This window comes from Desulfatibacillum alkenivorans DSM 16219 (genome assembly GCF_900142135.1).
GTDB classification, from domain to species: Bacteria; Desulfobacterota; Desulfobacteria; order Desulfobacterales; family Desulfatibacillaceae; genus Desulfatibacillum; species Desulfatibacillum alkenivorans.
Genome location: NZ_FQZU01000024.1, coordinates 31,699 through 54,762, shown reverse-complemented (window position 1 = coordinate 54,762; position 23,064 = coordinate 31,699). Strand labels below are relative to the sequence as shown.

Here is a 23,064-nt window from a genome sequence, read left to right as displayed (position 1 = left end):
GGTGTACCGGTATTTGATTGCACTTGAAAAAATCCCGGGACGTCCGGGCGGGTTATTCAACATTCATCTCAGGAGGACGCAACATGGCAGATTACCAGGATCTGGAAGTAACCGTAGCGGATTATATAGCAACCATCACCATGAATCGGCCCCAGGCCATGAACGCCTTGAACTCCAACGTGGTCGCCGAGTTGGAAGCCGCGGTCACTGAACTGGGCGCAAATGACGATGTGCGCGTAATCGTCATCACCGGCGCGGGCAAAGCCTTTGTGGCGGGCGCTGACATCAAGCAGATGAACTCCCTGGAATTACAGGATTTCCGTACTTTCATAGCCAACGGCCAAAAAGCCATGTACGCCATTGACCTGTGTGAAAAGCCGGTCATCGCGGCCATCAACGGATTCGCCCTGGGCGGCGGCTGCGAACTGGCCCTGGCCTGCGATTTCCGCGTAGCCTCCGAAAAAGCCAAATTCGGCTTTCCCGAAGTCAACCTGGGCCTGTTTCCCGGATTTGGCGGCACCCAGCGCGCTCCCCGTTTTATCGGACGCGGCTACGCCAGTGAAATGACCTTCACCGGCGAAATGATCGATGCAGCCGAAGCCCTGCGCGTCGGCCTTGTCAATCACGTGTATCCCGCGGACGAACTCATGGACTCGGTCATGAAAATAGCTAAGACCATCGCCTCCAAGGCGCCCATCGCCGTGGCCCGCTCCAAGACGGCCATCAAAATGGCCGGCGACACCACCCTGGAAGCCGGATTGGCTTTTGAACGCGAATCCATGTCCATGGTTTTCCCCACCAAGGACCGCGCCGAAGGCATGGACGCTTTCATCAACAAACGCAAAGCCGAGTTCAAGGGCGAATAATTTCCAAAACAGGATTACTCCCATCGCCAAAAAACAATGCCGGCGGGGCGGGGCTGTTAATGCAGCCCTGCTCCGCCGTTTTATTCTTTGGCGCGGGAACCGCGCAACTCCGTGCTAATCCGAATTTTTCTTGTTCTTTTTTATGCCTGACCAATGGTCCATGCGTTTTTTGATGACGCTTTCATAGCCGCGGGGCGTGGGCCTGTAAAAGCTGGTCCCTTCCAGACCTTCGGGCATGTATTCTTCGGGGACGTAGGCGCCTTCGTAATCGTGGGGATATTTGTATTCCGCGCCGTAGCCCAGTTCTTTCATAAGGCCCGTCGGGGCGTTGCGGATGTGCATGGGCACGGGCTTGGCGCCGGTTTGGGAGATTTTTTTCTTCACCGCTTTTAAAGCCATGTACGCAGCGTTGCTTTTAGGCGCCGTAGCCAGATACAGGCAGGCCTGCACCAGGGCCAGCTCTCCTTCCGGCGATCCCAAAAACTGATAGGACTGGACCGCGGCCATGCAGATGACCAGGGCGTGGGGGTCTGCGTTGCCCACGTCTTCGGACGCGAACCGCACCATGCGCCGGGCTACGTAAAGGGGATCCTCCCCGGCGGACAGCATGCGCATGAGCCAATATACCGCCGCATCGGGGTCGCTGCCCCGCAGGCTTTTATGCAGTGCGGAGATAATGTCGAAATGCTGGTCCCCGCCCTTGTCGTAGTTGAGCTGCTTTTTCTGCCAGGCCTGGGCCACATGCTCCGCGGTGACGACGCGCCGGCCTTCTTTGTCCGGCCTTGCCAGAAACACGGCAAGCTCCAGGGTGTTCAAGGCCTTCCGGGCGTCTCCGTCCGCGCCCTGGGCCAGGTTTTCCAGGGCTTCCTCCTCCAGGGCGACGTCGTACATGCCAAGGCCTTTTTCCTCGTCCTGCACCGCGTTTTGGATCACGGTTTTCATATGGTCGGCGGATAGGGGCTTGAGCACCACCACCCGGCATCGGGAAAGCAAGGGCGAAATGACTTCAAAGCTGGGATTCTCCGTGGTGGCGCCGATGAGCGTAATAATCCCGCTCTCTACGTGGGGCAAAAAACCGTCCTGCTGGGCTTTGTTAAAGCGGTGGATTTCGTCCACGAACAGAATGCTTTTTTGAGCATGAAAGTTGCGGCGGTCCTTGGCTTCCTCCACCACTTCCCGGATTTGCTTGACGCCCGATCCCACCGCGGAAATCTGCATAAAATGGCTTTGCGAGGCGTTGGCCATAATGCGGGCCAGGGTAGTCTTGCCGCAGCCCGGGGGTCCCCAGAAAATCATGGAAAACAGATGATCCGACTCCACGGCCCGGCGGACGATGCCGCCTTCCCCCACCACGGCTTCCTGGCCAATGAACTCATCCAGGGTGCGGGGCCGCATTTTCTCGGCCAGGGGCTCGGCGTTTTTCCGGTCAAAAAGCGACATGCAACTCCTTAAAATCCCAAATAATAAACAAGCTCTTTGGTCATGGCGACCAGGTCGTCTACGTAAGTGAATTCGTCCGCGCAATGGGCCAGCATGTTGTCCGCCCGGAACAGACCGAGGATGGCCACCTGCAAATCCTCCGGCGGGATGTTCTGCGCCACAAACCCCAGGTCTGACGAGGCGGATATGCCTCCCGCCACGATGGGTAAATCCCCGTGCACGGCCTTGCGGGCTTCCCGGGCTTTGACGGCGGCCGGGTTTTCGGGGTTGATTTCCATGGGCGGATACATGTGGATAAACTCGGTTTTCACGTCCAACAGCCTGGATTTTTCCCGCCCCCTGGCCACGGCCCGGCGGATTTCGTCCATGACCTCGTCCAGGTCTTCGTCCACGGTGTAGCGGCGATTAATGGCCAGCTCGCAGACTCCCGGCACGATGTTTTCCTTGATGCCGCCTTTTATAATGGCCAGGTTGAACATGGGGGTCAACATGTCGTAAGGATTTCTTGGATCCGGGAAAGCAGGCAAATGGGATAAACGGGCCTGGACCTTTTTCTTCAACTCAACCAGTTCGTTGAGTATGGGAATCATTTCCTCAATGGCGTTGACGCCCAGGTAATTCATGCCCGAATGGCAGCTTTTGCCCACGGCGCTGATGCGGCATTGCAGGTTTCCGGCCGTGCCCAGGGTTTCCATGATTACGCCGGGCTTTATATACCCCAATTCCAGCCATAGAATATGGTTGGAAAAATAACCCTGCTCGGCCAGATACCTGGCGCCGGGGTAGACCCCGATCTCCTCATCGGTGCACAACAGGCAGTCCACGGAGAATTTCGGCTCGACGCCCAATTCCTTCAAAACCTTCATGGCGCCCAGAAAACAGGCGATGGAGCCTTTCATATCCACCGCGCCCCGGCCGTAGACTTTTCCGTCCTCCACCTTTCCGTTGAACGGCTCGCAGGTCCAGGAGTCATCCGCCGGAACCACGTCCATATGGGCGTAAGCCGTAACTTTCGGCTTTTTCAAGTCCAGGGAGGCGACCAGATTTTCCCGCGGTCCGGAAAGATTCAGCGGAATTTGCTTTACCAACTCGTCAGGAACCGTCACCCGTTTTGTGGAGAACCCCAGGTTTAAAAAATGGGGCTCGACCACTTCCAGAAACCGGCGGTAGTTGCTTCCCGGGGGCAGGGTGGTGTCAACAGCCAAAAGCTCCTGAAGCGTTTTTACCAGATAATCCTTGGCGCCTTCCACTGCCTGGAAGGCCTGTGCGTAATCCATGATTACCTCGACAAAAATGATTAAAAAGTTTGCCGTCGACTATGTTGCAGTTAACCCCCGCTTTTTAAAACCTTCAGGTCCTTGCGGTCCCGCTGCCTGAATAAAAGGCGGATCGGCGTTTGATCCAGGCCGGTTTCCTCGCGGATATGGTTGATCAAAAAACGTTTATAGGAAAAGTGCACCGCATCGGGATGGTTTACAAAACATACAATGGTGGGCGGTTTCGTGCTCACCTGGGTAGCGTAATAAAACTTGAGCCTGCGGCCTTTGTGATAGGGCGGCTCGTGCCTTGTAATGGCGTTTTCCAGCATGCGGTTCAGCTTGCTGGTTGAGATGCGTGTGGTGTATTGGGCGTACACCTTGTCCACCAGTTCGAAGATTCTATGCACCCGCTGGCCGGTCAGGGCCGAAATGGTCATGAACGGGGCGTAGTTGAGGAACTTGGCGTTCATGCGAACATCGTCCTTGATCTTCTTCAACGCCCAGTCTTTGTCTTTGACCAAGTCCCACTTGTTCGCCAGGAATATGCACCCGCATTTTCTTTCCTCCGCATATCCCGCAATGTGCACGTCCTGATCCGTAATGCCTTCGGTGGCGTCCAGCATGACCAGGGCCACGTCGCATCGCTCCAAGCCCTTTAAAGCCCGCACTATGGAGAATTTTTCCAGCTTGTGCTTGACCTTGCCTTTGCGCCGGATGCCCGCGGTGTCCAGTAGGAGATAAGGCTTTCCATTCACCTGGCAAACCGTATCCACGGCGTCCCGGGTGGTGCCGGGAGTGTCGCTGACCAAAAGCCTTTCCTGGCCGAGAATTTTATTGATGAGGGAGGATTTCCCCGCGTTGGGCCTGCCCACCACGCCGATGCTGATCATATCCTCTTCCAGCTTGGGGGAAGCTTTGGGCAAAACCTTCACGATCATATCCAAAAAGGTTGGAATGCCGTAGCCGTGCTCACCGGAGACGGGATGCAGCTCGCCCACGCCCAATTCGGCGAAGTCGGCCATAAGATATTCCAGGTCGGCCGAGTCGATTTTATTAACCAGGTAAAAAATCGGCTTGTCAATAGGCCGCAGCACGGATAACAGGTCCCGGTCAAAAGGGGAGGGGCCGTCTTTTCCGTCAAAGACCATGGCAATGGCGTCCGCCTCTTCGATTGCCTGGTTCACCTGAAAGTGAATCAAATCCACAAAGGCGTCCGGGTCGTTTTTGGAAAAGCCGCCCGTATCCACCACGGAAAACTTTACGCCGTCATGCTCGGCGTCGGCGTAGTTGCGGTCCCGGGTGACTCCGGGGCTGTCGTCCACCATGGCCTTACGGCTTTTGGTGATGCGGTTGAACAAGGTTGATTTGCCCACGTTGGGGCGTCCCATAATAGCTAACAGGGCCATATTATTCCCTCAAAATCTTGTAGTATTTTAGGCCTTTCAGACCAGCCCATACTCTTATCATATTCCATGCCAAAACCAAATTGCAAAGAAAAGCCCATAAATAATTTGCGATATCCGGTTCTTATGGTTAAACTGAGATAATAATAATGATTTTATCGCAAAGGGGAAGACCATGGAAATCCGCAGAGCGCAATTTATGGGCAGTTGGTATCCGGCCTCGGAAAAAGAATGCCGGGAAAAAATAGAGGATTTTATCGCAGACCTGCCCCAGGTAAAGCCCGAAGTCAAAAGGGTCGGCGGCATCGTCCCCCATGCAGGATGGGTCTATTCCGGAAAAATCGCGGCCCAGGTGATCGCCGCCCTGAAAGACGACAACCCGCCTGACGTCATTGCCGTTTTCGGCATGCATCTGGGGCCCAGGCATCCCAATTTTATCATGGCTTCCGGCGCGTGGGAAACGCCTTTCGGGCCTTTGGTCATCGCCGAGGACGTGGCGGGGCAGCTTGCCAAAGGGTTTCGGTTCGAAATCGAATCCCCGGACAGGCATGTGCAGGATAACACCATCGAACTGCAATTGCCCATTATCAAATATTTCTTTCCGGATGTACGCATCGTCCCTATAGGCGTTCCGCCCGTCTCCCGGTCTTTGGCTATTGGCGAGGCTTTTGTGAATATAGTTAGGCGCTTTGGATACACCGCAAAGGTGATCGGCTCCACCGACCTGACCCATTACGGCGCCAATTACGGTTTCTCCCCCGTTGGGTCCGGGCCCAAAGCCATCCAATGGGTTAAAAACGAAAACGACAAGAAGCTCGTGGAAAGAATAGAAGCCATGGACCCCCAAGGGGTGATTGACCAGGCCATGGAAAACTCCAACGCATGCTGCGGAGGCGCCGCCGCCACGGCCATGGCCGCCGCCAAAAGCCTTGGATCTGAAAAGTCGCAGATCTTGGCTTACTCCACCAGTTGCGACGTGATCCCCAACGAGAGCTTTGTGGGTTATGTGGGGGCGATTTTTTAAAGATCATTGGATAATGGACGGAACAAAAAAGTCAGCCTCCCGCCCTAATAAAAATTTTGGACGGGAGGCTTTTTTAATATTTTTCTTCCTAATGTAACTTTAACAAATGATTTGGCGTCTATTAAGTAAAATTTCTGTTATCAAGCGTTTTCAGTTAGTTGAATACCTCACGCCCAGGGGAAAAAATACTCACTATGCACTCCCGTTTTAGAATATGTTCACCGATTAAAAATGGTCTGACGATGGCTTTTTGCCTGTTTGCCGTGCTTGCCGCTCTTGGCGCGCAACAGGGATATTGCGCTTTGGTAATCAATGAGTTCATGGCCGATAACGACGCCACCGTCACAGACCCGGAAGGCAAATACGAGGACTGGATCGAAATATATAACACCGGGGATTTCTCCATATCCCTGGAAGGCTATTATCTTTCCGACGACTTGGAAAATCCCGCCCAATGGACCTTCCCCGCTGCAACCATTCCGGCGGGCGGATACCTTTGCATCTGGGCGGATGACGATGAGGGGGATGAAGGGATTCACACAAATTTTAAGCTCTCCAAGTCAGGAGAGGCCATAATTCTATCCGCCCCGGATGAATCGATATTGGATCAGGTTATCTTCGGCGCCCAGGAGACGGACGTAAGCACCGGCCGGTATCCCAACGGAACCGGGGAGTTTGTCAAGCTCGTCCCCAGCTTCGGCGCTGAGAATTCGGAACTGGCCGCATCAATAGGGGATATCGACGGCAACGGAAGCGTAGAAATGGAAGACGCCATTCTCGCCTTGCAGATCATGGCGGGCATGGATACTGGCTCCGTTATCTACAGCGGATCCGGCGTGGACGGCGACGGCGGCATCGGTTTACAGGAAGCCCTTTTTATCCTGAGTTCCATCCTGGGATTTGATGGAGTAACCTACATCACCTTGAACAACACCTCCGTAGCCGTGGACGGCGAGGGCGCCACGGTGGATGGCGCCATCGTCACCATCAGTGCAGGCGGGACGTACAGCATCACCGGAACCCTGAACGACGGCCGGATTATTGTGGACTCCAACGATTCCGTAGCCGTGAATATCGTCTTAAACGGAGTTTCCGTCACTTGCTCAACCACGGCGCCCTTTTTCGTCTCCAACGCGGAGAAAACAATTATAGAGCTTGCTGAAAACACGGAAAACTACTTTGTTGATACAAACAACTACGTATTCGAAGAGGGAGAAGACGAGCCTGACGCCCCGGTTTTCAGCAAGGACGATCTGACCATCCGGGGATCCGGCCTGCTTAACGTGGACGCCAATTATAACGACGCCATAAAAAGCAAGGACGGCCTTGTTATAGAAAACGGCGTGTTTGTGGTCAACTCACTGGATGACGGCATCCAGGGCAAGGATTATCTGAACATCCAGGGCGGAGTTTTTACCGTAAACGCGGACGGCGACGGCCTCAAGTCCACGGAAGACGAAGACCCAGACCTGGGGTATATCACTATCAGCGGCGGAAACTTTACCATCGTCTCGGGAAATGACTGCATCCAGGCTGAGACGGACGTTAACATCACCGGCGGAGCCTTTAACCTGACGGCCGGAGGCGGCAGCAACGCAACCATCGGCGATGACGATTCCGCCAAGGGAATCAAGGCGGTTGTGGAAATCAACATAGACGCCGGCAATTTTATCATCAATACGGCGGACGACGCGGTTCATTCGGACCAGGATATTGCGATCACAGGCGGCGACTTCTCCATAGCAACCGGCGACGACGGCGTGCATTCGGACTCTAAGATCACCATTGACGGCGGGGCTTTCGCCATTACAAAGTGCTACGAAGGCATGGAAAGCACTGTCATCACCATCAACGACGGAAATTTTCACATCACAGCCAGCGACGACGGGTTGAACGTGGCCGGGGGCGCGGACAGTTCGGGCGGAGGCATGTGGCCTGACACCAGCAATAACTTTCTCCATATCAACGGCGGCTATATTGTGGTGGACGCTGATGGAGACGGCATTGACGTAAACGGATCCTTTTATATGAGCGGCGGAACCGTGCTGGTGAACGGCCCTGAAGAAAACGGCAACGGCGCGTTGGATTACGACACCAAATTCGTGCTTACAGGCGGATACCTCATCGCCGCCGGAAGCGCCGGCATGGCCCAAGCGCCGACCTATCAAGACACCACCCAATACTCGGTGTTGTACAGAAATAGAAATATTAACAGGTCCGCCGGAACCCTGATTCATGTGCAGGATACCTCCGGAAACGCAATCTTTACCTTCGCCCCGTCCAAAAACTATCAGTCCGTGTGCTTTTCCATGCCGGCCTTAAGTCACGGAGCATCCTACGATCTTTACTTTGAAGGCTCCTCAACAGGTGCTACGACGGACGGTTTGTACGAAGGCGGGACATACACCCCGGGAACGAAATACCAGACCTTCACCATAAGCAACATCGTGACGAACATAAACTGATTGAAACCCGGCCCGGAAATTCCGGGCAGATCATTTATTGACCAAGGTGTATTTCAGGCCGAATTTTTTGATATGGGGAAATCCGCCCCCCTCAAGAATGGCGCTGCGGGCGCCTTCAATGTCCAATATTTTAGTTCCGCCCACGGCATGAACCCCTTTGTCAAAAGCCGGGCCGGGCAGCCATCCCGCCGAAGGGCCTACTATTCCAATAAATTGCGTTGAGTTGGCGGCATTAAGGATTTTGTCAAAGTCCCCCACAACAGCCGCCGATCCCGTTACGATCAACACATCCGCTTCAGACAAATCGCTGATATTTCGGCTGATCAAACAACCATTAGCCTGCCTCCCCGGGTTGAATTCGGGATTGTCGTCCACAATGGTCAGAGACTCATAGCGTTTAAGCAGCATGGGAACGAACGGAGCAATATACCCCACCATGCCCGCTTTAAGAGGCCCCTTAGGAGCAAGATCCAATAGGTCCTGATCCGCGAATTGATATTTATCAGGCGCCTGGTCCATAATCATCTGGGAAAGCACGTTAACAGCGGCTATGCCCACGCTTTTTTCCAGGAGGTTGCCCGAAATCATTAAACCCGCCAATTCAAGCAAGCCCATTTTTGAAAGGCTTCCGGCACGGCTGTAGTGCGTGCAGGAGGGGCTGGAGGCGCGCGGAGTGAAGCATATGCCCATGCGCTCGTTTTCCAACTCCACAAAGGAATATCCCAAAGACATGGCGACCATGCGAACCCCGGGAATTGAGGAAAGAATGGAGGCTTGATCCTTGACGGCGTGTAGGATATCCTTGGCAAGTTCACTCATGATAATCCTCCTATACAAAAAGATGATTGACCCTTAACAACTCATACCATGCCGCGTTAGAAAAGGTAATGACAGGAATATGAGCCGCCTGCAAAAAATAGTTAAGTTTCTGTGTCCTAGCGGCCTCTTTTCCCGCATGGAGGAGGAATCCAAAACATGGTTTTTGCTATGCCCGTGCGGTTGGAAAATTTCAGTCTGGGACGCTGGAGGAATCAGATATAAAGCTACACGGTCCAGGAAGAAGACTTGGGGCAAATGCCCGGCATGCCATGAAACGAGATGGTTCTCAGTCATGAAGGAATGAAGCTGAATTGCCGGTGAAAACTGCTAACCCCAATGTTTTTTTTGGTAATCCGAAAGCCATATCAAGCTGCATGAAGAAAGGATTTTGCCATGAATGACGCCCATTCAAAAAACGCATTGGTTGTGATCTGGAGTTCCAAAGACCCTGAAGTCGCCATGAACATGGTCTTTATGTATTGCAAGAATTCCAAAATCCACGGATGGTGGGAGTCCGTAAAGCTGGTGGTTTGGGGGCCCTCCGCCAAGCTGCTTTCGGAGAACGAAAATCTGCAGACGGAGCTTTCTTACATGAAAAAAGAAGGCGTGGAAATCCTGGCCTGCAAGGCTTGTGCGGACCAGTACGGGGTTTCGGAAGCTCTGAAGGAGTTGGGCTGCAAGGTCATTTATATGGGACAGCCCTTGACTGATTATCTCAAGCAAGGGCTTCACGTCCTGACCTTTTAAATTGGGTCGGTCTACTTTTTATTCCTGAAAAATTCGATAACCTTGTCCAAAATCGCGTTCAGATCGGTCGTGGGCGCGTATCCGGTCAGGTTTTTCAGTTTTTCGATGCTGGGAAGCCTGCGCTGCATGTCTTCAAAGTCGGCGGGAAAGGCCTCTTCGTAAGGAATGAGCTTTACCTGAGAGGAAGATCCGCATTTTTCCACAATCTTATAGGCCAGGTCTTTTATGCTGATTTCTTCAACGCCGCCGATGTTGAATACTTCGCCTGCGGCGTCCGGCTGATTTACCAAAAGCATGACCGCCTTAACCACGTCTTCCACATAAGTGAATGTGCGGGACTGTTCGCCGTCGCCGTAAACGGTCAGGTCCTTGCCCGCCAAAGCCTGGCTTACAAGGCGCGGGATGACCATGCCGTAGGTCCCGGTCTGACGCGGGCCCACAGTATTGAAAAAGCGGACTACAATGGCTTCCAAGCCGTTTTCGCGGTGATGGGCCAGGGCGGTGAATTCATCCATGAGCTTGGACGCGGCGTAGCTCCACCGGAATTTGGAGGATGGGCCGTAAATGATGTTGTCGGTCTCCACCAAGGGAGCGTGCAAATGCTTGCCGTATACTTCGGAGGAAGAGGCGATAAGCACCTTCTTCTTGAACTTGGCGCACAAATCCAGAACCTGCTCCGTGCCCCGGATGTTAATCCGGATGGAACGGAGCGGATTATCCAGAATATACTGAACGCCGACCGCCGCGGCCATGTGAAAGACCACGTCGCAAGTCCCTATCATTTGCAGGAGGATATCATGGTTCAGGATGGTGTCCACATGCACGAACAAACGCTTGGCGTATTCTTCGTCGGCCTGAAGATGAGCCAGATTGTCCAAAGAACCGGTGGACAAATCGTCAATGACATACACTTCATCCCCTTGCTTTAAATAGGCCTCGGCAAGGTGCGAACCAATAAACCCGGCGCCGCCGGTAATAAGTATCCTCATGGATTGAGTCCTTTATATTTTTACTGCTGGAGCAGGGGGAGGATCGGCCTGGAAGGGCAAAAGGGGCTTGTGGTCGGGATGACTGGATTTGAACCAGCGACCTCACGGTCCCGAACCGTGCGCTCTACCAGGCTGAGCCACATCCCGACACCACAAAACAAACAAGCGCCTTTTATGCCCCCTGATTGACTTATTGTCAACGGATTTTTTTGTTTTTCCCCTGCAAAATCATTTGCCGGAAAAAACAAGCATCCATAAGCCCAGGAATACGAACAACCCTCCGGCCGTCATTCGGATGGCGTCCTGGGACACATGCTTGGCGATCCAGGCCCCGGCCAAAACGGCCAGGGCGCTGGATAAACAAAGCGCCAAAGCGGAGCCGATGAATACGGAAACCATGGATTTTGATTCTGCTGCAAATCCCATAGTGGCCAGTTGGGTTTTATCCCCCAGCTCCGCCAGGAACACCATAATAAAAGTTGAAAACAGGATCTTTATATCAAACATCAGGACTCCGATAACGGTTTTAAACCATTAGTAGGAATCATAAGCCAGGTCCTTCAATACGTCGGGATCATTCAGCCTTTGCTCAAAATCCAGGTTAAAGAACTCGGCCGCCGGCGCTAAAATTTCCGGATTATCCTTTAGGACGGCCTTGGCGGCGTTCACCACCACGTCCAGGCCCTGTTTGGACATTTTTCCCAAGGGAGGACGACAGGACCCGCAGGGCATGCCCAAAGCCGCCATCAGAGTTTTTACTCCCAAAGGATTCCTGGCCCGGCACATGACCGGACCCACCGGAGACTCCTCCGTGGTTTTGATAACAACCAAACCGAACAACGGCTTTAAGGCGGCCCCTATATTCCTTGCAAGATCCGCATCTCCCGCAGCGGCCGCCCCGACCATTTGGGAAACCGCTTTGGGCGCAACATTGGAAAGCACGGAGATGACCCCGGACGCCTGGATGTCAGGATCCAGCATCATCTGCAGCGTCATGTCGTCGTCGCCGGACATGATGGTATAATCCGGGCCGCAAAGTTTCCGGGTTTTCCGCATGTTGTCCAGATCACCGGTGGCTTCTTTCACGGTTTTAACGTTGGGGCATTCCTTGTAAAGAAGGGCCAGGTCTTCAGGAAAAAGCTGAGCGCCGGTCCTGCCCGGAATCACGTAAGGGATGATTTCCAGGCCGGGAAACGCCTTGGCCGTGGGAGTCAGATACTCCCTTCGGATTTCCAGGCTGCTCGGGCCGTTGTAATAGGGATCAACCAACAAGACTGCGTCTACGCCCGCTTTGGCTGCATGCTTCGTGGCCTCCAAGGTCTCCTTAGTATTGTTGCTGCCGGTCCCGGCGATGCATTTTACCTTTCCCTTGGTTTTATCAGCTACGATTTTAATAACTTGCAGATGCTCTTCCCAGGACAGCGTGGGGCTTTCCCCCGTTGTTCCCACTGCCAGGATGCCATCGACGCCCCCGGCGATCTGGAATTCCACCAGCTTTTCCAAACCGGCGATGTCCAGGCCGCCTTCAGAGAAGGGCGTCACCAATGCGGTGTTACAGCCTTTTGTCATCTCATCCCCCTTACTCCATTTGGTTAGGGTTGTTGATTGCCCCCATATTGGGGAGTTCAGTTAAAAAATCCAGGATAGCCCGGTTCCAACCCGATGGCCCCGGCTCCGCAGCCTGAATGACGCCGGGAACCTCTTCCGCGGGAACGGGGCCTTTGCCCAAATAAAAGGCGTAATCAGCCCGCCCAAGCATGGAAAAGTCGTTCTGGCTGTCTCCCAGGGCTACGGAAATCACCTGGAATCCGTTCGTTTTATACCAAGCCGCAACTTTGTCAAGTGCTGTTGCCTTATCGGCCTTGCCATGAACGTGATAAAACCGTCCGCCTATGGAAAGCTCCAAGCCCTGTTCCCGGAATATTTTCCTCAGTTTTTCGTCTTCGCAAGGAGTGGAGGGATCCAGCACAAAGGGTTCGTCAAAGTCCCTTTTCGCCGCTTTTTCAGCCTGTTGCAAGGATAAACCAGTTAATTGCATAATATCTTTGATAGACATATTATGAAATCCGGTCATTTTCAGATTGAATGATAAAGCCGTTTCATCCAAAGCCCGGCACAACTTGGAATAGGAAACACCCAAGGTTAATTTATATAGAAGTCCGGCCGGTTCGGCTTCAGGGGGAGGTTTCAGGGCCCCTTTGCCCGGAAAAAACACTCCGCCTCCGTTTTCCGTAATGAATGGACCTTCCAAACCCAGTTCTAGCTGCAAAGGCTCCATTTCCGCCCTGGTCTTGCTGGAAACCATGACAACCGGAATTTTCGCCGCCCGGCAACGGGCCAGGGCCGGCTCCGCCTTATCCCAGGCATAGGTGTTGTGATCCAGCAGCGTGCCGTCCAGGTCGGTAAAAATTACAGGAAAAATTTTACCGTCATAACTCAAAGAAGGCTCTCTCTTCTTTTATGGCTATCCTTAATTTATTATAAATATCAGGTATTTTTGTCTCAACTCTTTCCCAGGAAACCGTTTGGGGAATTTCAAAGATGCTCCTGTCCAATTTGGATTCTATGGAAAGAATGGCGTCGGCCAGGCCGGATTCCAAAAAGGGCTTGAATTCCGGAAAAGTATGCACCACCTTCAGGAAATTTTCAGCCACCCGCGATCTGGCGGTCAGGATTTCGCCCGCCTGAAGAATAGAATTTTTAAAAACCTCTTTAACCAGGAACTCCTCATGGTCCCTGTCGTATATCAGGTTGTTAAAACGAGAGAGATACGAATAGTTTTTAATGCTGGTTTCGGCCACCGCCTGGTAGGTCGTGGCTATGTCGCGAAAAAAAGTATCCGTGATTTCAAGCCCTTCCTCCCTGACAATAGCGTTCATCAGAGTGGTCACAATGTCTATGGCCATCTTGTTCAGGCCTTTGCTCGAATCTGTCGGCGACTCAATCTGATGCTTGTGGTCAAAGGCTTCGTCCGAAAACTCCACCTGGGCCGGCGCGGCCGCTTTTCTATATACTTCTATCAGAGTGAATATTTCCACTCCCCAATTGGTTGCGAAACGCATTTTTCTGAGCAGGTCCCGCTCAAAGGCCACTTCCCCGGAAAGCTGGTATTTAAACTGTATCAAAAAATCAATCAAACCCAGCATTTTATATTCTTTATATTCCACAAACCGGCGTTTTAAGGCGGTAAGCAGGGGTTTGAGCATCAATCGGGTTACGCGGCCAAAAAGCTTTCTTTCGGAGATTCTTGTGTAAAAGGCTTTGGAAAAATCAAAATCCAGAACCACAAGAGGATATAACAGGCGATCCAACTGCACCCTGCTGAAGCTCCTGATATCTGCATCCACCAAAGCCGTGGAAGCGGAGCCCAAGGCAAGGGATAACCCAAAGCTCAGGAACATGTTTTTTCCCTTGCCCGGTTCGGTCAGGCCGAATCCCGCCTCGTTCAGTTCGTCATAAATTTTGGAAAAAACCGGCCCGGAATTCCATTGGATAAACGCATCCTTGATCTCATATTGCCTGATAAGATCCCGAAGCAGCATGGCGTCTTCCAAGCTGGCCGCGTCCAGGCCGAAAATAACCTTATGTAGATATTTAACCTGCCGTAAATTTTCCAGAATATTTTCAAATACCGGTCGATTTTCAGGCAGGGTGTACTCAGTGGCCAAACAGGGCATTACCAGCACCGGCTTCTTGGTTCTGGCCGCGTAACGCAATTGCCCCTTTAGTTTGGTGCGGTCTTGTTTCCCCAGGATTTCAAGGGTCATGACATTCTTATGCGTCTGAGTATAACCGGAAATAAGGCGCCTCCTTTGTTAATATTTTATTAACAGTCTGAAATTCTAACATATATATTTAAGTATCATATACCTAATAATATATGAACAACTCTATCGGTGTCAAATTTTGAGGCCGGTTTTTATTGGCTGGAAAAGACCTTTATGATATACACATAGCGTATAATCATTAAAAAACAGCCTGTACCCAGGGAAAGGATCGGGATGTCCGGGATGAGTCAATTTACCAAAGAGGATCTTCAACAATTTCAGGATAGAAACGTTTCTTTGGAGGAAATGGAAAGGCAGCTTTCCATCTTTGAGAAAGGGCCTAATTATCTGGATATTGTCAAGCCCTGCACGGCCGGCGACGGCATCAGGATTTTAGAGCCCGGCCAGGTCGAACATTTCGTACAAATTTATGATAAAGCCCTGCAGGACCGCTCCATAGCTAAGTTTATCCCGGCATCAGGAGCTTCCACCAGGATGTTCAAGGAGTTGTTCGCCTGGCGTGAAATGCAAATGAGGGGAACCGCCCCGGCTTTGGAGGACGCAGCCAAAGAAAAGGATCCCACAGCGCTTTTTATTCTGCGGTTTGTCTCCAATCTGAGAAAATTCGCCTTTTACCCGCTGATTCATAGGTTATTTTCCGTAAATAAAAAGGAGGTTCCTTCGGGGCATTCCAACGAAGAATGCCTGGAAATCATAAACGCGGTGCTGGACGCCTCCGGTCTTGGATACTCCCTGTTTCCGAAGGGGCTTATTAAATTCCATCGCTACGGCGAGTTTATGAGAAGCCCCTTTGAAGAACATCTGGTGGAGTCCGCCCAATACGGCAGAAGCCAGGGGCACTTTTGCCATATTCACTATACGGTCAGCCAAAGCCAGTTGGAAAATTTTAAAGACAAGTTCGAAGCCCTGAAAAGGGCCTATGAAAACTTTATCGGCGTGGAATATCTGGTGGATTTCTCCGTCCAATCCCCGTCCACGGACACCATAGCCGTGACGCCTGATAATATTCCCTTCCGAACGGATGACGGTAAAATTCTTTTCAGGCCGGGCGGACACGGCGCTTTGTTGGAAAATCTCAATACCTTGAATTACGATATCATCTTTATTAATAATATAGACAACGTCGTTCCCGACCGCCTGAAGGCCGAAAGATCCCGGTGGAAAAAGGCTTTGGGCGGTTTTATGGTCTTTCTCCAGGACCGGACTTTCAAGTACATCCGAATGCTTTCCCGGGAGGACGCGAATTTTACCATGCTTAACGAAGCCGTGGACTTTGTCTCGGACTTATTCGGCCTGAAATCCCATTTTCACGGCCTGACTCCCGAAGCAACCAGAGAAACTGTTCTTAAGCTGCTTAACCGGCCGGTCAGGATTTGCGGCATGGTTAAAAACGAAGGCGATCCGGGCGGCGCCCCTTTTTGGGTGCGTGGAAGCGACGGCGCCACGACCATCCAAATCGTGGAAAGCGCCCAGATCAACAAGGAATCCCAAAAATCCACGGATATTTTTTCGTCGTCCACCCATTTCAACCCCGTGGATGTGGTCGTCGGAGTTACGGATTATCAGGGAAACAAATTTGACCTGACCGACTTTGTGGATAATGACGCGGTTTTTATTTCGGAAAAATCCCTGGAGGGCCGGCCCTTAAGGGCTCTGGAACGCCCTGGTTTGTGGAACGGATCCATGTCGGGCTGGAACACGGTTTTCGTGGAAGTGTCCAAAGCCGCCTTTAATCCGGTAAAAACCGTCAATGACCTTCTTCTTCCGTCCCATCAGGTATGATTTTTTCTTATCTTATGCTATGGTAAAAGGTCCTGGATTTGGCGGCGGCGGGCTGTTTAAATCCAGGACGGCAAAATTGACGATTAATCGGGACTTATTAACAAAGAAAAAAATCCTGTTCAAAAGCCCCTATTTTTCAGCGCCTGATTCACAAGGATGTCGACATATTTTCAAAAATTTATTTTCAATTATTTTAAAGACCTATTGCTTTTTTTGAAGATATGAAATATCCTTATATTTATTATGAAGTTTTTAGAATAAACTAAAATAATATCACTCTGGAGAACGCCATGCAGTTTTCAATCAGCAAGGAAATCTTTCTGGACGGCATAACAAAAGTGCAGGGAATCGCGGGTAGAAAAACCACCTTCCCCATCACAGCCAATGTGCTTATCTCTGCCCAGGGCTCCACCATCACCATGGTGGCCACTGATTTGGAAATCGGTTTTAAAGGCCATTATCCAGCCACCGTGGAAGAAGAAGGCACAATTACCATTCCGGGAAAAAAGCTGTTTGAGATAGTCAGGGAGTTTCCCCACGGCGCCATAGATGTCCGGGACCTGGAAAACGGCTGGGTGCAGATTTTCAAGGACAAGGTCCAATACAAGATCGTCGGCATGGACCCCAATGACTTTCCAAAACTGCCTGAAGTGGAAGGGATGGAGCTTTTTGAACTGGATTCCATCGTGTTCGCCGACATGATCGAAAAAACCAACCTGTCCGGCGGCATGAGTTCAGAGGAAAAGCGCCCTCACCTTATAGGCGTGTACCTGGAAAAAATCGTCCAGGAAGAGAAAAATGGGCTGCGTATGGTTTCCACGGACGGCAACCGCCTGGCCATGGTGGACTATGTACCGGAAAAAGGCATGCAGCCGCCTGCTTTTGACGGCGCCAAGGGAGTCATCCTGCCCAAAAAGGTGATGACCGAAATCCTCCGGGTTTCGGAAGGCGGAGGAAATGTAAGCCTTGGGGTGCAGAAAAACTATTTCGTCATTCAAAAGGAGGCCGAAACCATCATCGGCAGACTGGTGGAAGGGGAGTATCCCGACTATAATCTGGTCATCCCCAATGATCTGGAAACTTTTTTCGAGATTGAAAAGCAGCCTTTTGTTTCCATTTTGAAAAGAATGTCTATCTTATGTTCTGAGCGTTACAGGGCCGTCCGATTCAAGGTGGATCCCCAGCGCCTGGAAGTAAGCGTGAATAACCCGGAATTGGGAGATTCCAACGAAGAAATGCCCATTGCCTTTAATGGCGGGGCATTTGAAGCGGCCTTTAACCCCCGTTTTTTTCTGGACGCTTTAAATCCTATGAAAAGCGACATGATCAAGGTTAATATCCTGGACTCCAGCAAGCCCTGCATTTTGGAAGGCCCCGAAGATCCGAGATATCTGTCCGTCATCATGCCCATGAGAATGTAAAATAATGACACAAGACTACACCGCTGAAAATATCAAGGTCTTACAAGGACTGGAAGCAGTTCGTAAAAGACCTTCCATGTATATTGGAAACGTCAGTACCGAAGGGTTGCATCACCTTGTTTACGAGGTGGTGGACAACAGTATTGACGAAGCCATGGCCGGTTATTGCGACCACATTCAGGTGACTATTCATGAAGACAACAGCGTCACCGTAGAAGATAACGGACGCGGCATTCCCACCGGCATCCATAAGACGGAAGGCATTCCCGCCGTGGAAGTGGTCATGTGCAAGCTCCACGCCGGCGGTAAGTTCGACAACACCACTTACAAAGTCTCCGGCGGCCTCCATGGCGTCGGCGTCTCGGTGGTGAATGCGTTGTCCAACTTTCTGGAAGTGGAAATATACCAGGGCGGGGAGATTTATTATCAGACCTACTCCAAGGGAGAGAAAACCAGCGACCTCCAGGTTATTGGCAAGACCAAAAAACGCGGCACCAAAATCCACTTCAAGCCCGACACCACTATTATGACGGATGAGGACTACCAATACGCCATCCTGAGTAAGAGGCTGCGTGAACTGGCCTTCCTCAACGCGGGCATCAAAATTACTCTGGAGGACGAACGCTCCGATGAGGAAAAAGAGGAATTTCTGTATAAGGGCGGCATCATGTCCTTTGTGGAATACCTCAACAGGAGCCGGACCACCCTGCATAAGCCCATTTTTATGTCCGGCGCCAAAAGCAATATTGAAATTGAGGTGGCCCTGCAATACACCACCGCTTTTTCCGAAAGCATCCTGACCTTCGCCAATAACATCAACACGGCGGAAGGCGGAAGCCACTTGATCGGCTTTAAGGCGGCCCTCACCAGGACCATCAATCAATACGCTTCCAGCGATAATGTCGCCAAAAACGCCCAAACCAAAATTTCAGGCGACGACGTTCGTGAAGGCCTGACAGCCATTGTGAGCATCCGCATTCCCGATCCTCAGTTTGAAGGCCAGACTAAAACCAAATTGGGCAATAGCGAAGTAAAAGGCCTGGTGGAAAGTTTGGTCAATGAGAAATTGGGCGCCTTTTTTGAGGAAAATCCCTCTATCGCCAAAAAGATGGTCATGCGTGCGGTGGAAGCCGCCAGAGCCAGGGAAGCGGCTCGCAGGGCCAGGGATTTGGCTCGTAAGAAAGGCGCATTGAACGACTCCACCCTGCCGGGCAAGCTGGCCGAATGCCAGATTTCAGAGCCCAAGTTAAGAGAGCTGTTTCTGGTTGAGGGCGACTCGGCCGGCGGCTCCGCCAAGCAGGGGAGGGATCGTAAGTTCCAGGCTATTTTGCCGCTTAAAGGCAAGATCCTGAATGTGGAAAAAGCCCGGTTCGACAAAATATTGCAAAGCGACGAAATCAAGAACATGATCACCGCTTTGGGCACGGGCGTGGGCGCCGAAGAATACGACATTAAAAAAATCCGGTACCACAAAGTCATCATCATGACGGACGCCGACGTCGACGGCTCGCACATCCGCACCTTGCTGCTGACTTTTTTCTACCGCCAATTGCCCGAAATTCTGGACGAGGGCTTTTTGTACATCGCCCAGCCTCCTTTGTATCGCGTGGGAAAAGGAAAAGCGGCCAAATACCTGAAAGACGACCAGGAAATGAGCGAATACCTCCTGAGGCGCATCTGCGAATCCAGAAACATCAGGAGAACCACCGAAGATAAACCCATGGCCGAACATCAGATGTATTTGTTCCTGTGCGATCTTACCGAATACGTCTCTACCCTGGATAGGTTGGACAGGCGCGGCATCCCCGCCGACATGGCGGAAGAAGTCATCAAGGCCGGCATTATATCCAAGACCGGGCTCAGAGATGAGGCCAAGATGATCGAGCTTCGGAACAATCTCATCGCCAAGGGATATGAAGTCAGCGAGTTGGATTATTCAGACGAACGCCGGGTGTACGAGTTGATGGTCACTCCGCTTCCCAAAGCCCAAGGCCAGGGCGACACCAGCGAAGTATCCATCTATGATAAGCTGGAGCCCATTAAAATCGGCCGCGGTTTTATTTATTCGTCCGATTTTCAAAAATGCGCCGTGCTCAGCAAAAGAGCCCTGGATGCAAACGGCGACGCCTTTGTTGTTTGGCCCAGGGGAAAAGACGAAGAAAAAACCGTGGAGCTGCCCAATAAGGAAGAACTGCTTCATCACTTGATGGAAGAGTCCAAAAAAGGCATCAGTCTGCAGCGGTACAAAGGTTTGGGTGAAATGAATCCGGACCAACTGTGGGAAACCACCATGGATCCTGAAAAAAGACGGTTGGTTAAGGTCAAGGTGGAGGACGCCATTGAAACGGACGAAATGTTCCGCCTGTTAATGGGCGACGAGGTGGAGCCCCGCAGGGATTTCATCCAGAGCAACGCCTTGGAGGTCACCCAGCTGGATATTTGATTGCAGGTGAAATTCCGCTTGATTAATTTTTTGGGGGAGAACTCATTTTTATTGAGTCTCCCCCAATGTAATTTTTTAGATCCCTGTTTTAGGGGGAAAATCGGACGCAGTATTAGCGTCAGCTGCTATGAATAAACTGGAAAAAGACAAAATATTGACCCGGGTCCGCAGGCCCGGAAGATACCTGGGAACTGAAATCAATTCCGTCCATAAATCGCCTGATGAGGTTAAACTGCAGGTCGCACTGGCTTTTCCCGATCTTTATGAGATTGGAACCTCCCATTTCGGAATTCAGATTCTGTACAGCATTTTAAACGGCAGGGAAGACATCCTGGCCGAAAGGGTTTACGCGCCTGACGACGACCTTGAAAAACTGCTTGGCGAAGAAAAAATCGATCTCTTCACTCTGGAAAGCCATCGTCCTTTAAGGGATTTCGACTGGATGGGAATCAGCCTGCTTTATGAGCTTAATTACACCAATATGCTCACTATGTTAAATCTGTCAGGCATTCCGTTTTATTCCAAAGATCGCGGCGAAAATCACCCCCTGATTATAGGTGGAGGTCCCTGCGCCTGCAATCCGGAGCCGATTGCCGATTTCTTTGACGCCATATTGATTGGAGATGGAGAAGAGGCGGTCCTGGAAATGGCCGACGCCTGGCTGGAATGGAAAAATCAGGAAAATCCTGTAAAAAGCGATCTTCTGGATAAACTGGCCGAAATCCGCGGAGTCTACGTTCCTTCCCATTTTGAGTTTGACGCAGCATCAGGAAAACTTTCTCCCAAACCCGGCAAGCAAGGCTCCGTTAAACGAACGATTATTCCGGATTTAAATGCAACGCATTTCCCTATTGATCCCATCGTTCCTTATTCCAATCCGGTGCATGACCGGCTGCGCCTGGAAATTTCCCGGGGATGCGGCAGAGGATGCCGGTTTTGCCAGGCCGGGATGATTTACCGCCCGGTGCGGGAGAGAACGCCGGAAAACCTTATGGAGTATGCCCGAAAATCCCTGACCCAAACCGGATATGAGGACATATCCCTCCTGTCTTTAAGCGTGGGGGATTATTCCTGTCTGGATTGGCTCATGAGCGGGATCATGAAGGAATTCAGCAAGCAGCAAGTGGCGGTTTCTTTCCCGTCCATGCGTGCAGGAACCCTTACCCGGCCTCTGATGGAAGAGATCAAAAAGGTCCGTAAGACAGGATTTACCATAGCGCCGGAAGCCGGAACCCAGCGCTTGCGGGACGTCATCAATAAAAATATCAGCGAAGAGGAAATCATTCAAACCGTTTCCGACGCTTTCTATATGGGGTGGAAGCTGATTAAGCTGTATTTCATGATAGGCCTTCCCACGGAAACCCAGGAAGACGTCCAAGGCATCGTGGACCTGGTGCACAAATTAAAGGATTTGGCCGGAAAGAAAGCCGACATCACCGCAAGCATTGGGGTTTTTGTGCCTAAGCCGCACACTCCTTTTCAATGGGCTCGCCAGATTTCCATTGATGAGGCTTGGGAGCGCCTGGATTACATCAAAGACAGGCTTAAACGGCCCGGCGTTAAAACAAAATGGCAAAATCCCCAGGTCAGCGTTATTGAAGGGGTATTTTCCCGCGGGGACCGAAAACTGGCCCCCTTGCTGGTCGACGCCTGGAATAAAGGCGCCCGGTTTGACGGTTGGTCCGATCATTTTGATTTTCATCTTTGGCGGGAACTCATGGAATCCAGCGGCATCAATCCGGATGACTACATCGGCGGCAAACGGACGGAGGAGCCTTTGCCCTGGGATCATATAGACATGGGCGCCACGAAGAAATTCCTTCAAAAAGAGTTGCAAAAGGCCCTGAACGTGGAAAAAACCCCGGGCTGCAGCAAGGAAACCTGCTCAGCCTGCGGGGTGTGCGATTTTTCCAATATACAGCCCATATTTTCAAAAAATCCTGAAAAAATCGAAAACCAGGAATCCGGGGAGGGCTCGGAAAATATAAACTACAGGAAGCTGATGGTTTATTATTCCAAAACGGATGAAGCCCGCCACCTGGGCCATTTGGAAATGATCAGCCAGGTCCACAGAGCCTTGCGGAGAGCGCGCATTCCCATGATGTATTCCAAGGGATTCCATCCCATGCCCAAGGTCTCGTTTTCTCAGGCCTTGCCGGTGGGAATGGAAAGCCTGGAAGAAAATTTCGTCATAACGGTAGACAGCCGTTTTCAGCCCGAGTACATGTTGGAACGCCTTGAAGGGCGCTTGCCCGAGGGTTTGGAAGTGTTCCGGTGCGAACCCTTTACCAAAGGGGCCAGGGCGGGAGAGCCGGACGTTATATATTACAAGGTCAGGCTCGAACCGGAGCACGATGAAAAAATAATGGTCTTTAACGAGGCGAAAGAGTATATAGTAACGCATACGAATCATAAGGGAAAGCAATGGGAGCTTGATCTGGCCCAATTGGTTGAAATACAATCAATGGGGGATGGAGCCTTTTTCTTGTCTGTAAAAAATATTCCGGGAAAGAGCATCCGGCCCATGGAGATTCTCGGTCATATATTGGGACTCTCTCCCGAATCGTTGGCGGGATGCCGCGTGGTTAAGCAGCCCGCACCCAACGCAGGGAGTTGAC

The 23,064-nt window shown here is 51.6% G+C and carries 17 protein-coding genes and 1 tRNA gene; 8 read left to right on the top strand and 10 right to left on the bottom strand.

Annotated features, from left to right (window positions below; all coding sequences use genetic code 11):
* The first annotated feature begins 83 nt into the window (after positions 1-83).
* Positions 84-866 (top strand): enoyl-CoA hydratase/isomerase family protein, encoded by a 783-nt coding sequence (locus BUE18_RS17615; RefSeq protein WP_073477498.1) that lies wholly within the window; start codon positions 84-86, stop codon positions 864-866.
* A gap of 114 nt (positions 867-980) precedes the next feature.
* On the opposite strand, the gene BUE18_RS17610 is transcribed toward BUE18_RS17615, so the two are convergent.
* The 3 genes from BUE18_RS17610 to der are packed head-to-tail and all read right to left on the bottom strand — an operon-like array spanning position 981 to position 4,971.
* Positions 981-2,306, bottom strand: coding sequence for a replication-associated recombination protein A (locus BUE18_RS17610; RefSeq protein WP_073477497.1), 1,326 nt, complete (start codon positions 2,304-2,306; stop codon positions 981-983).
* A gap of 8 nt (positions 2,307-2,314) precedes the next feature.
* Positions 2,315-3,583: a M20 family metallopeptidase gene (locus BUE18_RS17605; RefSeq protein WP_073477496.1), complete on the bottom strand. Its 1,269-nt coding sequence runs from the start codon at positions 3,581-3,583 to the stop codon at positions 2,315-2,317.
* A gap of 50 nt (positions 3,584-3,633) precedes the next feature.
* Positions 3,634-4,971, bottom strand: coding sequence for a ribosome biogenesis GTPase Der (gene der / locus BUE18_RS17600; RefSeq protein WP_073477495.1), 1,338 nt, complete (start codon positions 4,969-4,971; stop codon positions 3,634-3,636).
* 172 nt (positions 4,972-5,143) lie between these two features.
* On the opposite strand from der, the gene amrB reads away from it, so the two are divergent.
* Both amrB and BUE18_RS17590 read left to right on the top strand, forming a co-directional pair.
* Positions 5,144-5,992, top strand: coding sequence for an AmmeMemoRadiSam system protein B (gene amrB, locus BUE18_RS17595; protein WP_073477494.1), 849 nt, complete (start codon positions 5,144-5,146; stop codon positions 5,990-5,992).
* A gap of 242 nt (positions 5,993-6,234) precedes the next feature.
* Positions 6,235-8,457: a carbohydrate-binding domain-containing protein gene (locus tag BUE18_RS17590; RefSeq protein WP_073477493.1), complete on the top strand. Its 2,223-nt coding sequence runs from the start codon at positions 6,235-6,237 to the stop codon at positions 8,455-8,457.
* 30 nt (positions 8,458-8,487) lie between these two features.
* On the opposite strand, the gene BUE18_RS17585 is transcribed toward BUE18_RS17590, so the two are convergent.
* Positions 8,488-9,276, bottom strand: coding sequence for a Rossmann-like domain-containing protein (locus tag BUE18_RS17585; protein ID WP_073477492.1), 789 nt, complete (start codon positions 9,274-9,276; stop codon positions 8,488-8,490).
* Positions 9,277-9,669: 393 nt separating this feature from the next.
* Here BUE18_RS17585 and BUE18_RS17580 point away from each other — a divergent pair, with 393 nt between their 5' ends.
* Positions 9,670-10,023 carry a DsrE family protein gene (locus BUE18_RS17580; protein WP_073477491.1) on the top strand — a complete coding sequence of 118 codons (354 nt, stop codon included), beginning with the start codon at positions 9,670-9,672 and terminating at the stop codon, positions 10,021-10,023.
* 11 nt (positions 10,024-10,034) lie between these two features.
* Here the strand turns inward: BUE18_RS17580 and BUE18_RS17575 are convergent, their stop codons facing one another.
* The 6 genes from BUE18_RS17575 to BUE18_RS17550 form a co-directional block, all read right to left on the bottom strand.
* Entirely contained in the window at positions 10,035-11,012 is a 978-nt protein-coding gene (locus BUE18_RS17575) for an NAD-dependent epimerase/dehydratase family protein (RefSeq protein ID WP_073477490.1), read from the bottom strand.
* 70 nt (positions 11,013-11,082) lie between these two features.
* Positions 11,083-11,159 (bottom strand) — tRNA-Pro (locus BUE18_RS17570).
* Positions 11,160-11,240: 81 nt separating this feature from the next.
* On the bottom strand, positions 11,241-11,519 hold the full coding sequence (locus tag BUE18_RS17565; RefSeq protein WP_073477489.1) for a TMEM165/GDT1 family protein: 279 nt from the start codon (positions 11,517-11,519) through the stop codon (positions 11,241-11,243).
* 27 nt (positions 11,520-11,546) lie between these two features.
* Complete coding sequence (gene dapA, locus BUE18_RS17560) at positions 11,547-12,581, bottom strand: 4-hydroxy-tetrahydrodipicolinate synthase (protein ID WP_073477488.1); 1,035 nt, start codon at positions 12,579-12,581, stop codon at positions 11,547-11,549.
* Positions 12,582-12,591: 10 nt separating this feature from the next.
* Entirely contained in the window at positions 12,592-13,452 is an 861-nt protein-coding gene (locus tag BUE18_RS17555; protein ID WP_073477487.1) for an HAD-IIB family hydrolase, read from the bottom strand.
* Positions 13,442-14,779 carry a glycosyltransferase family protein gene (locus tag BUE18_RS17550; protein WP_073477486.1) on the bottom strand — a complete coding sequence of 446 codons (1,338 nt, stop codon included), beginning with the start codon at positions 14,777-14,779 and terminating at the stop codon, positions 13,442-13,444. Before BUE18_RS17550 ends, BUE18_RS17555 begins: the two co-directional genes overlap by 11 nt.
* 243 nt (positions 14,780-15,022) lie before the next feature.
* Between BUE18_RS17550 and BUE18_RS17545 the strand changes: the two genes are divergently transcribed.
* From BUE18_RS17545 to BUE18_RS17530, 4 genes are all read left to right on the top strand, one after another.
* Positions 15,023-16,582: a DUF4301 family protein gene (locus tag BUE18_RS17545; protein ID WP_073477535.1), complete on the top strand. Its 1,560-nt coding sequence runs from the start codon at positions 15,023-15,025 to the stop codon at positions 16,580-16,582.
* Positions 16,583-16,872: 290 nt separating this feature from the next.
* Entirely contained in the window at positions 16,873-18,003 is a 1,131-nt protein-coding gene (dnaN, locus tag BUE18_RS17540; protein ID WP_073477485.1) for a DNA polymerase III subunit beta, read from the top strand.
* 4 nt (positions 18,004-18,007) lie between these two features.
* Positions 18,008-20,446 (top strand): DNA topoisomerase (ATP-hydrolyzing) subunit B, encoded by a 2,439-nt coding sequence (gene gyrB, locus BUE18_RS17535; RefSeq protein ID WP_073477484.1) that lies wholly within the window; start codon positions 18,008-18,010, stop codon positions 20,444-20,446.
* Between the two features lie 127 nt (positions 20,447-20,573).
* The gene (locus tag BUE18_RS17530; protein WP_073477483.1) at positions 20,574-23,063 is read left to right on the top strand and encodes a TIGR03960 family B12-binding radical SAM protein; all 2,490 of its coding nucleotides are present in this window, start codon (positions 20,574-20,576) and stop codon (positions 23,061-23,063) included.
* Position 23,064: the final 1 nt, after the last annotated feature.

Excerpts from the sequence above, each read along its gene's own strand:
- BUE18_RS17615 (WP_073477498.1), top strand. The coding sequence starts at position 84 with ATGGCAGATTACCAGGATCTGGAAGTAACCGTAGCGGATTATATAGCA.
- BUE18_RS17610 (WP_073477497.1), bottom strand. The coding sequence starts at position 2,306 with ATGTCGCTTTTTGACCGGAAAAACGCCGAGCCCCTGGCCGAGAAAATG.
- BUE18_RS17605 (WP_073477496.1), bottom strand. The coding sequence starts at position 3,583 with ATGGATTACGCACAGGCCTTCCAGGCAGTGGAAGGCGCCAAGGATTAT.
- der (WP_073477495.1), bottom strand. The coding sequence starts at position 4,971 with ATGGCCCTGTTAGCTATTATGGGACGCCCCAACGTGGGCAAATCAACC.
- amrB (WP_073477494.1), top strand. The coding sequence starts at position 5,144 with ATGGAAATCCGCAGAGCGCAATTTATGGGCAGTTGGTATCCGGCCTCG.
- BUE18_RS17590 (WP_073477493.1), top strand. The coding sequence starts at position 6,235 with ATGGCTTTTTGCCTGTTTGCCGTGCTTGCCGCTCTTGGCGCGCAACAG.
- BUE18_RS17585 (WP_073477492.1), bottom strand. The coding sequence starts at position 9,276 with ATGAGTGAACTTGCCAAGGATATCCTACACGCCGTCAAGGATCAAGCC.
- BUE18_RS17580 (WP_073477491.1), top strand. The coding sequence starts at position 9,670 with ATGAATGACGCCCATTCAAAAAACGCATTGGTTGTGATCTGGAGTTCC.
- BUE18_RS17575 (WP_073477490.1), bottom strand. The coding sequence starts at position 11,012 with ATGAGGATACTTATTACCGGCGGCGCCGGGTTTATTGGTTCGCACCTT.
- BUE18_RS17565 (WP_073477489.1), bottom strand. The coding sequence starts at position 11,519 with ATGTTTGATATAAAGATCCTGTTTTCAACTTTTATTATGGTGTTCCTG.
- dapA (WP_073477488.1), bottom strand. The coding sequence starts at position 12,581 with ATGACAAAAGGCTGTAACACCGCATTGGTGACGCCCTTCTCTGAAGGC.
- BUE18_RS17550 (WP_073477486.1), bottom strand. The coding sequence starts at position 14,779 with ATGACCCTTGAAATCCTGGGGAAACAAGACCGCACCAAACTAAAGGGG.
- BUE18_RS17545 (WP_073477535.1), top strand. The coding sequence starts at position 15,023 with ATGAGTCAATTTACCAAAGAGGATCTTCAACAATTTCAGGATAGAAAC.
- dnaN (WP_073477485.1), top strand. The coding sequence starts at position 16,873 with ATGCAGTTTTCAATCAGCAAGGAAATCTTTCTGGACGGCATAACAAAA.
- gyrB (WP_073477484.1), top strand. The coding sequence starts at position 18,008 with ATGACACAAGACTACACCGCTGAAAATATCAAGGTCTTACAAGGACTG.
- BUE18_RS17530 (WP_073477483.1), top strand. The coding sequence starts at position 20,574 with ATGAATAAACTGGAAAAAGACAAAATATTGACCCGGGTCCGCAGGCCC.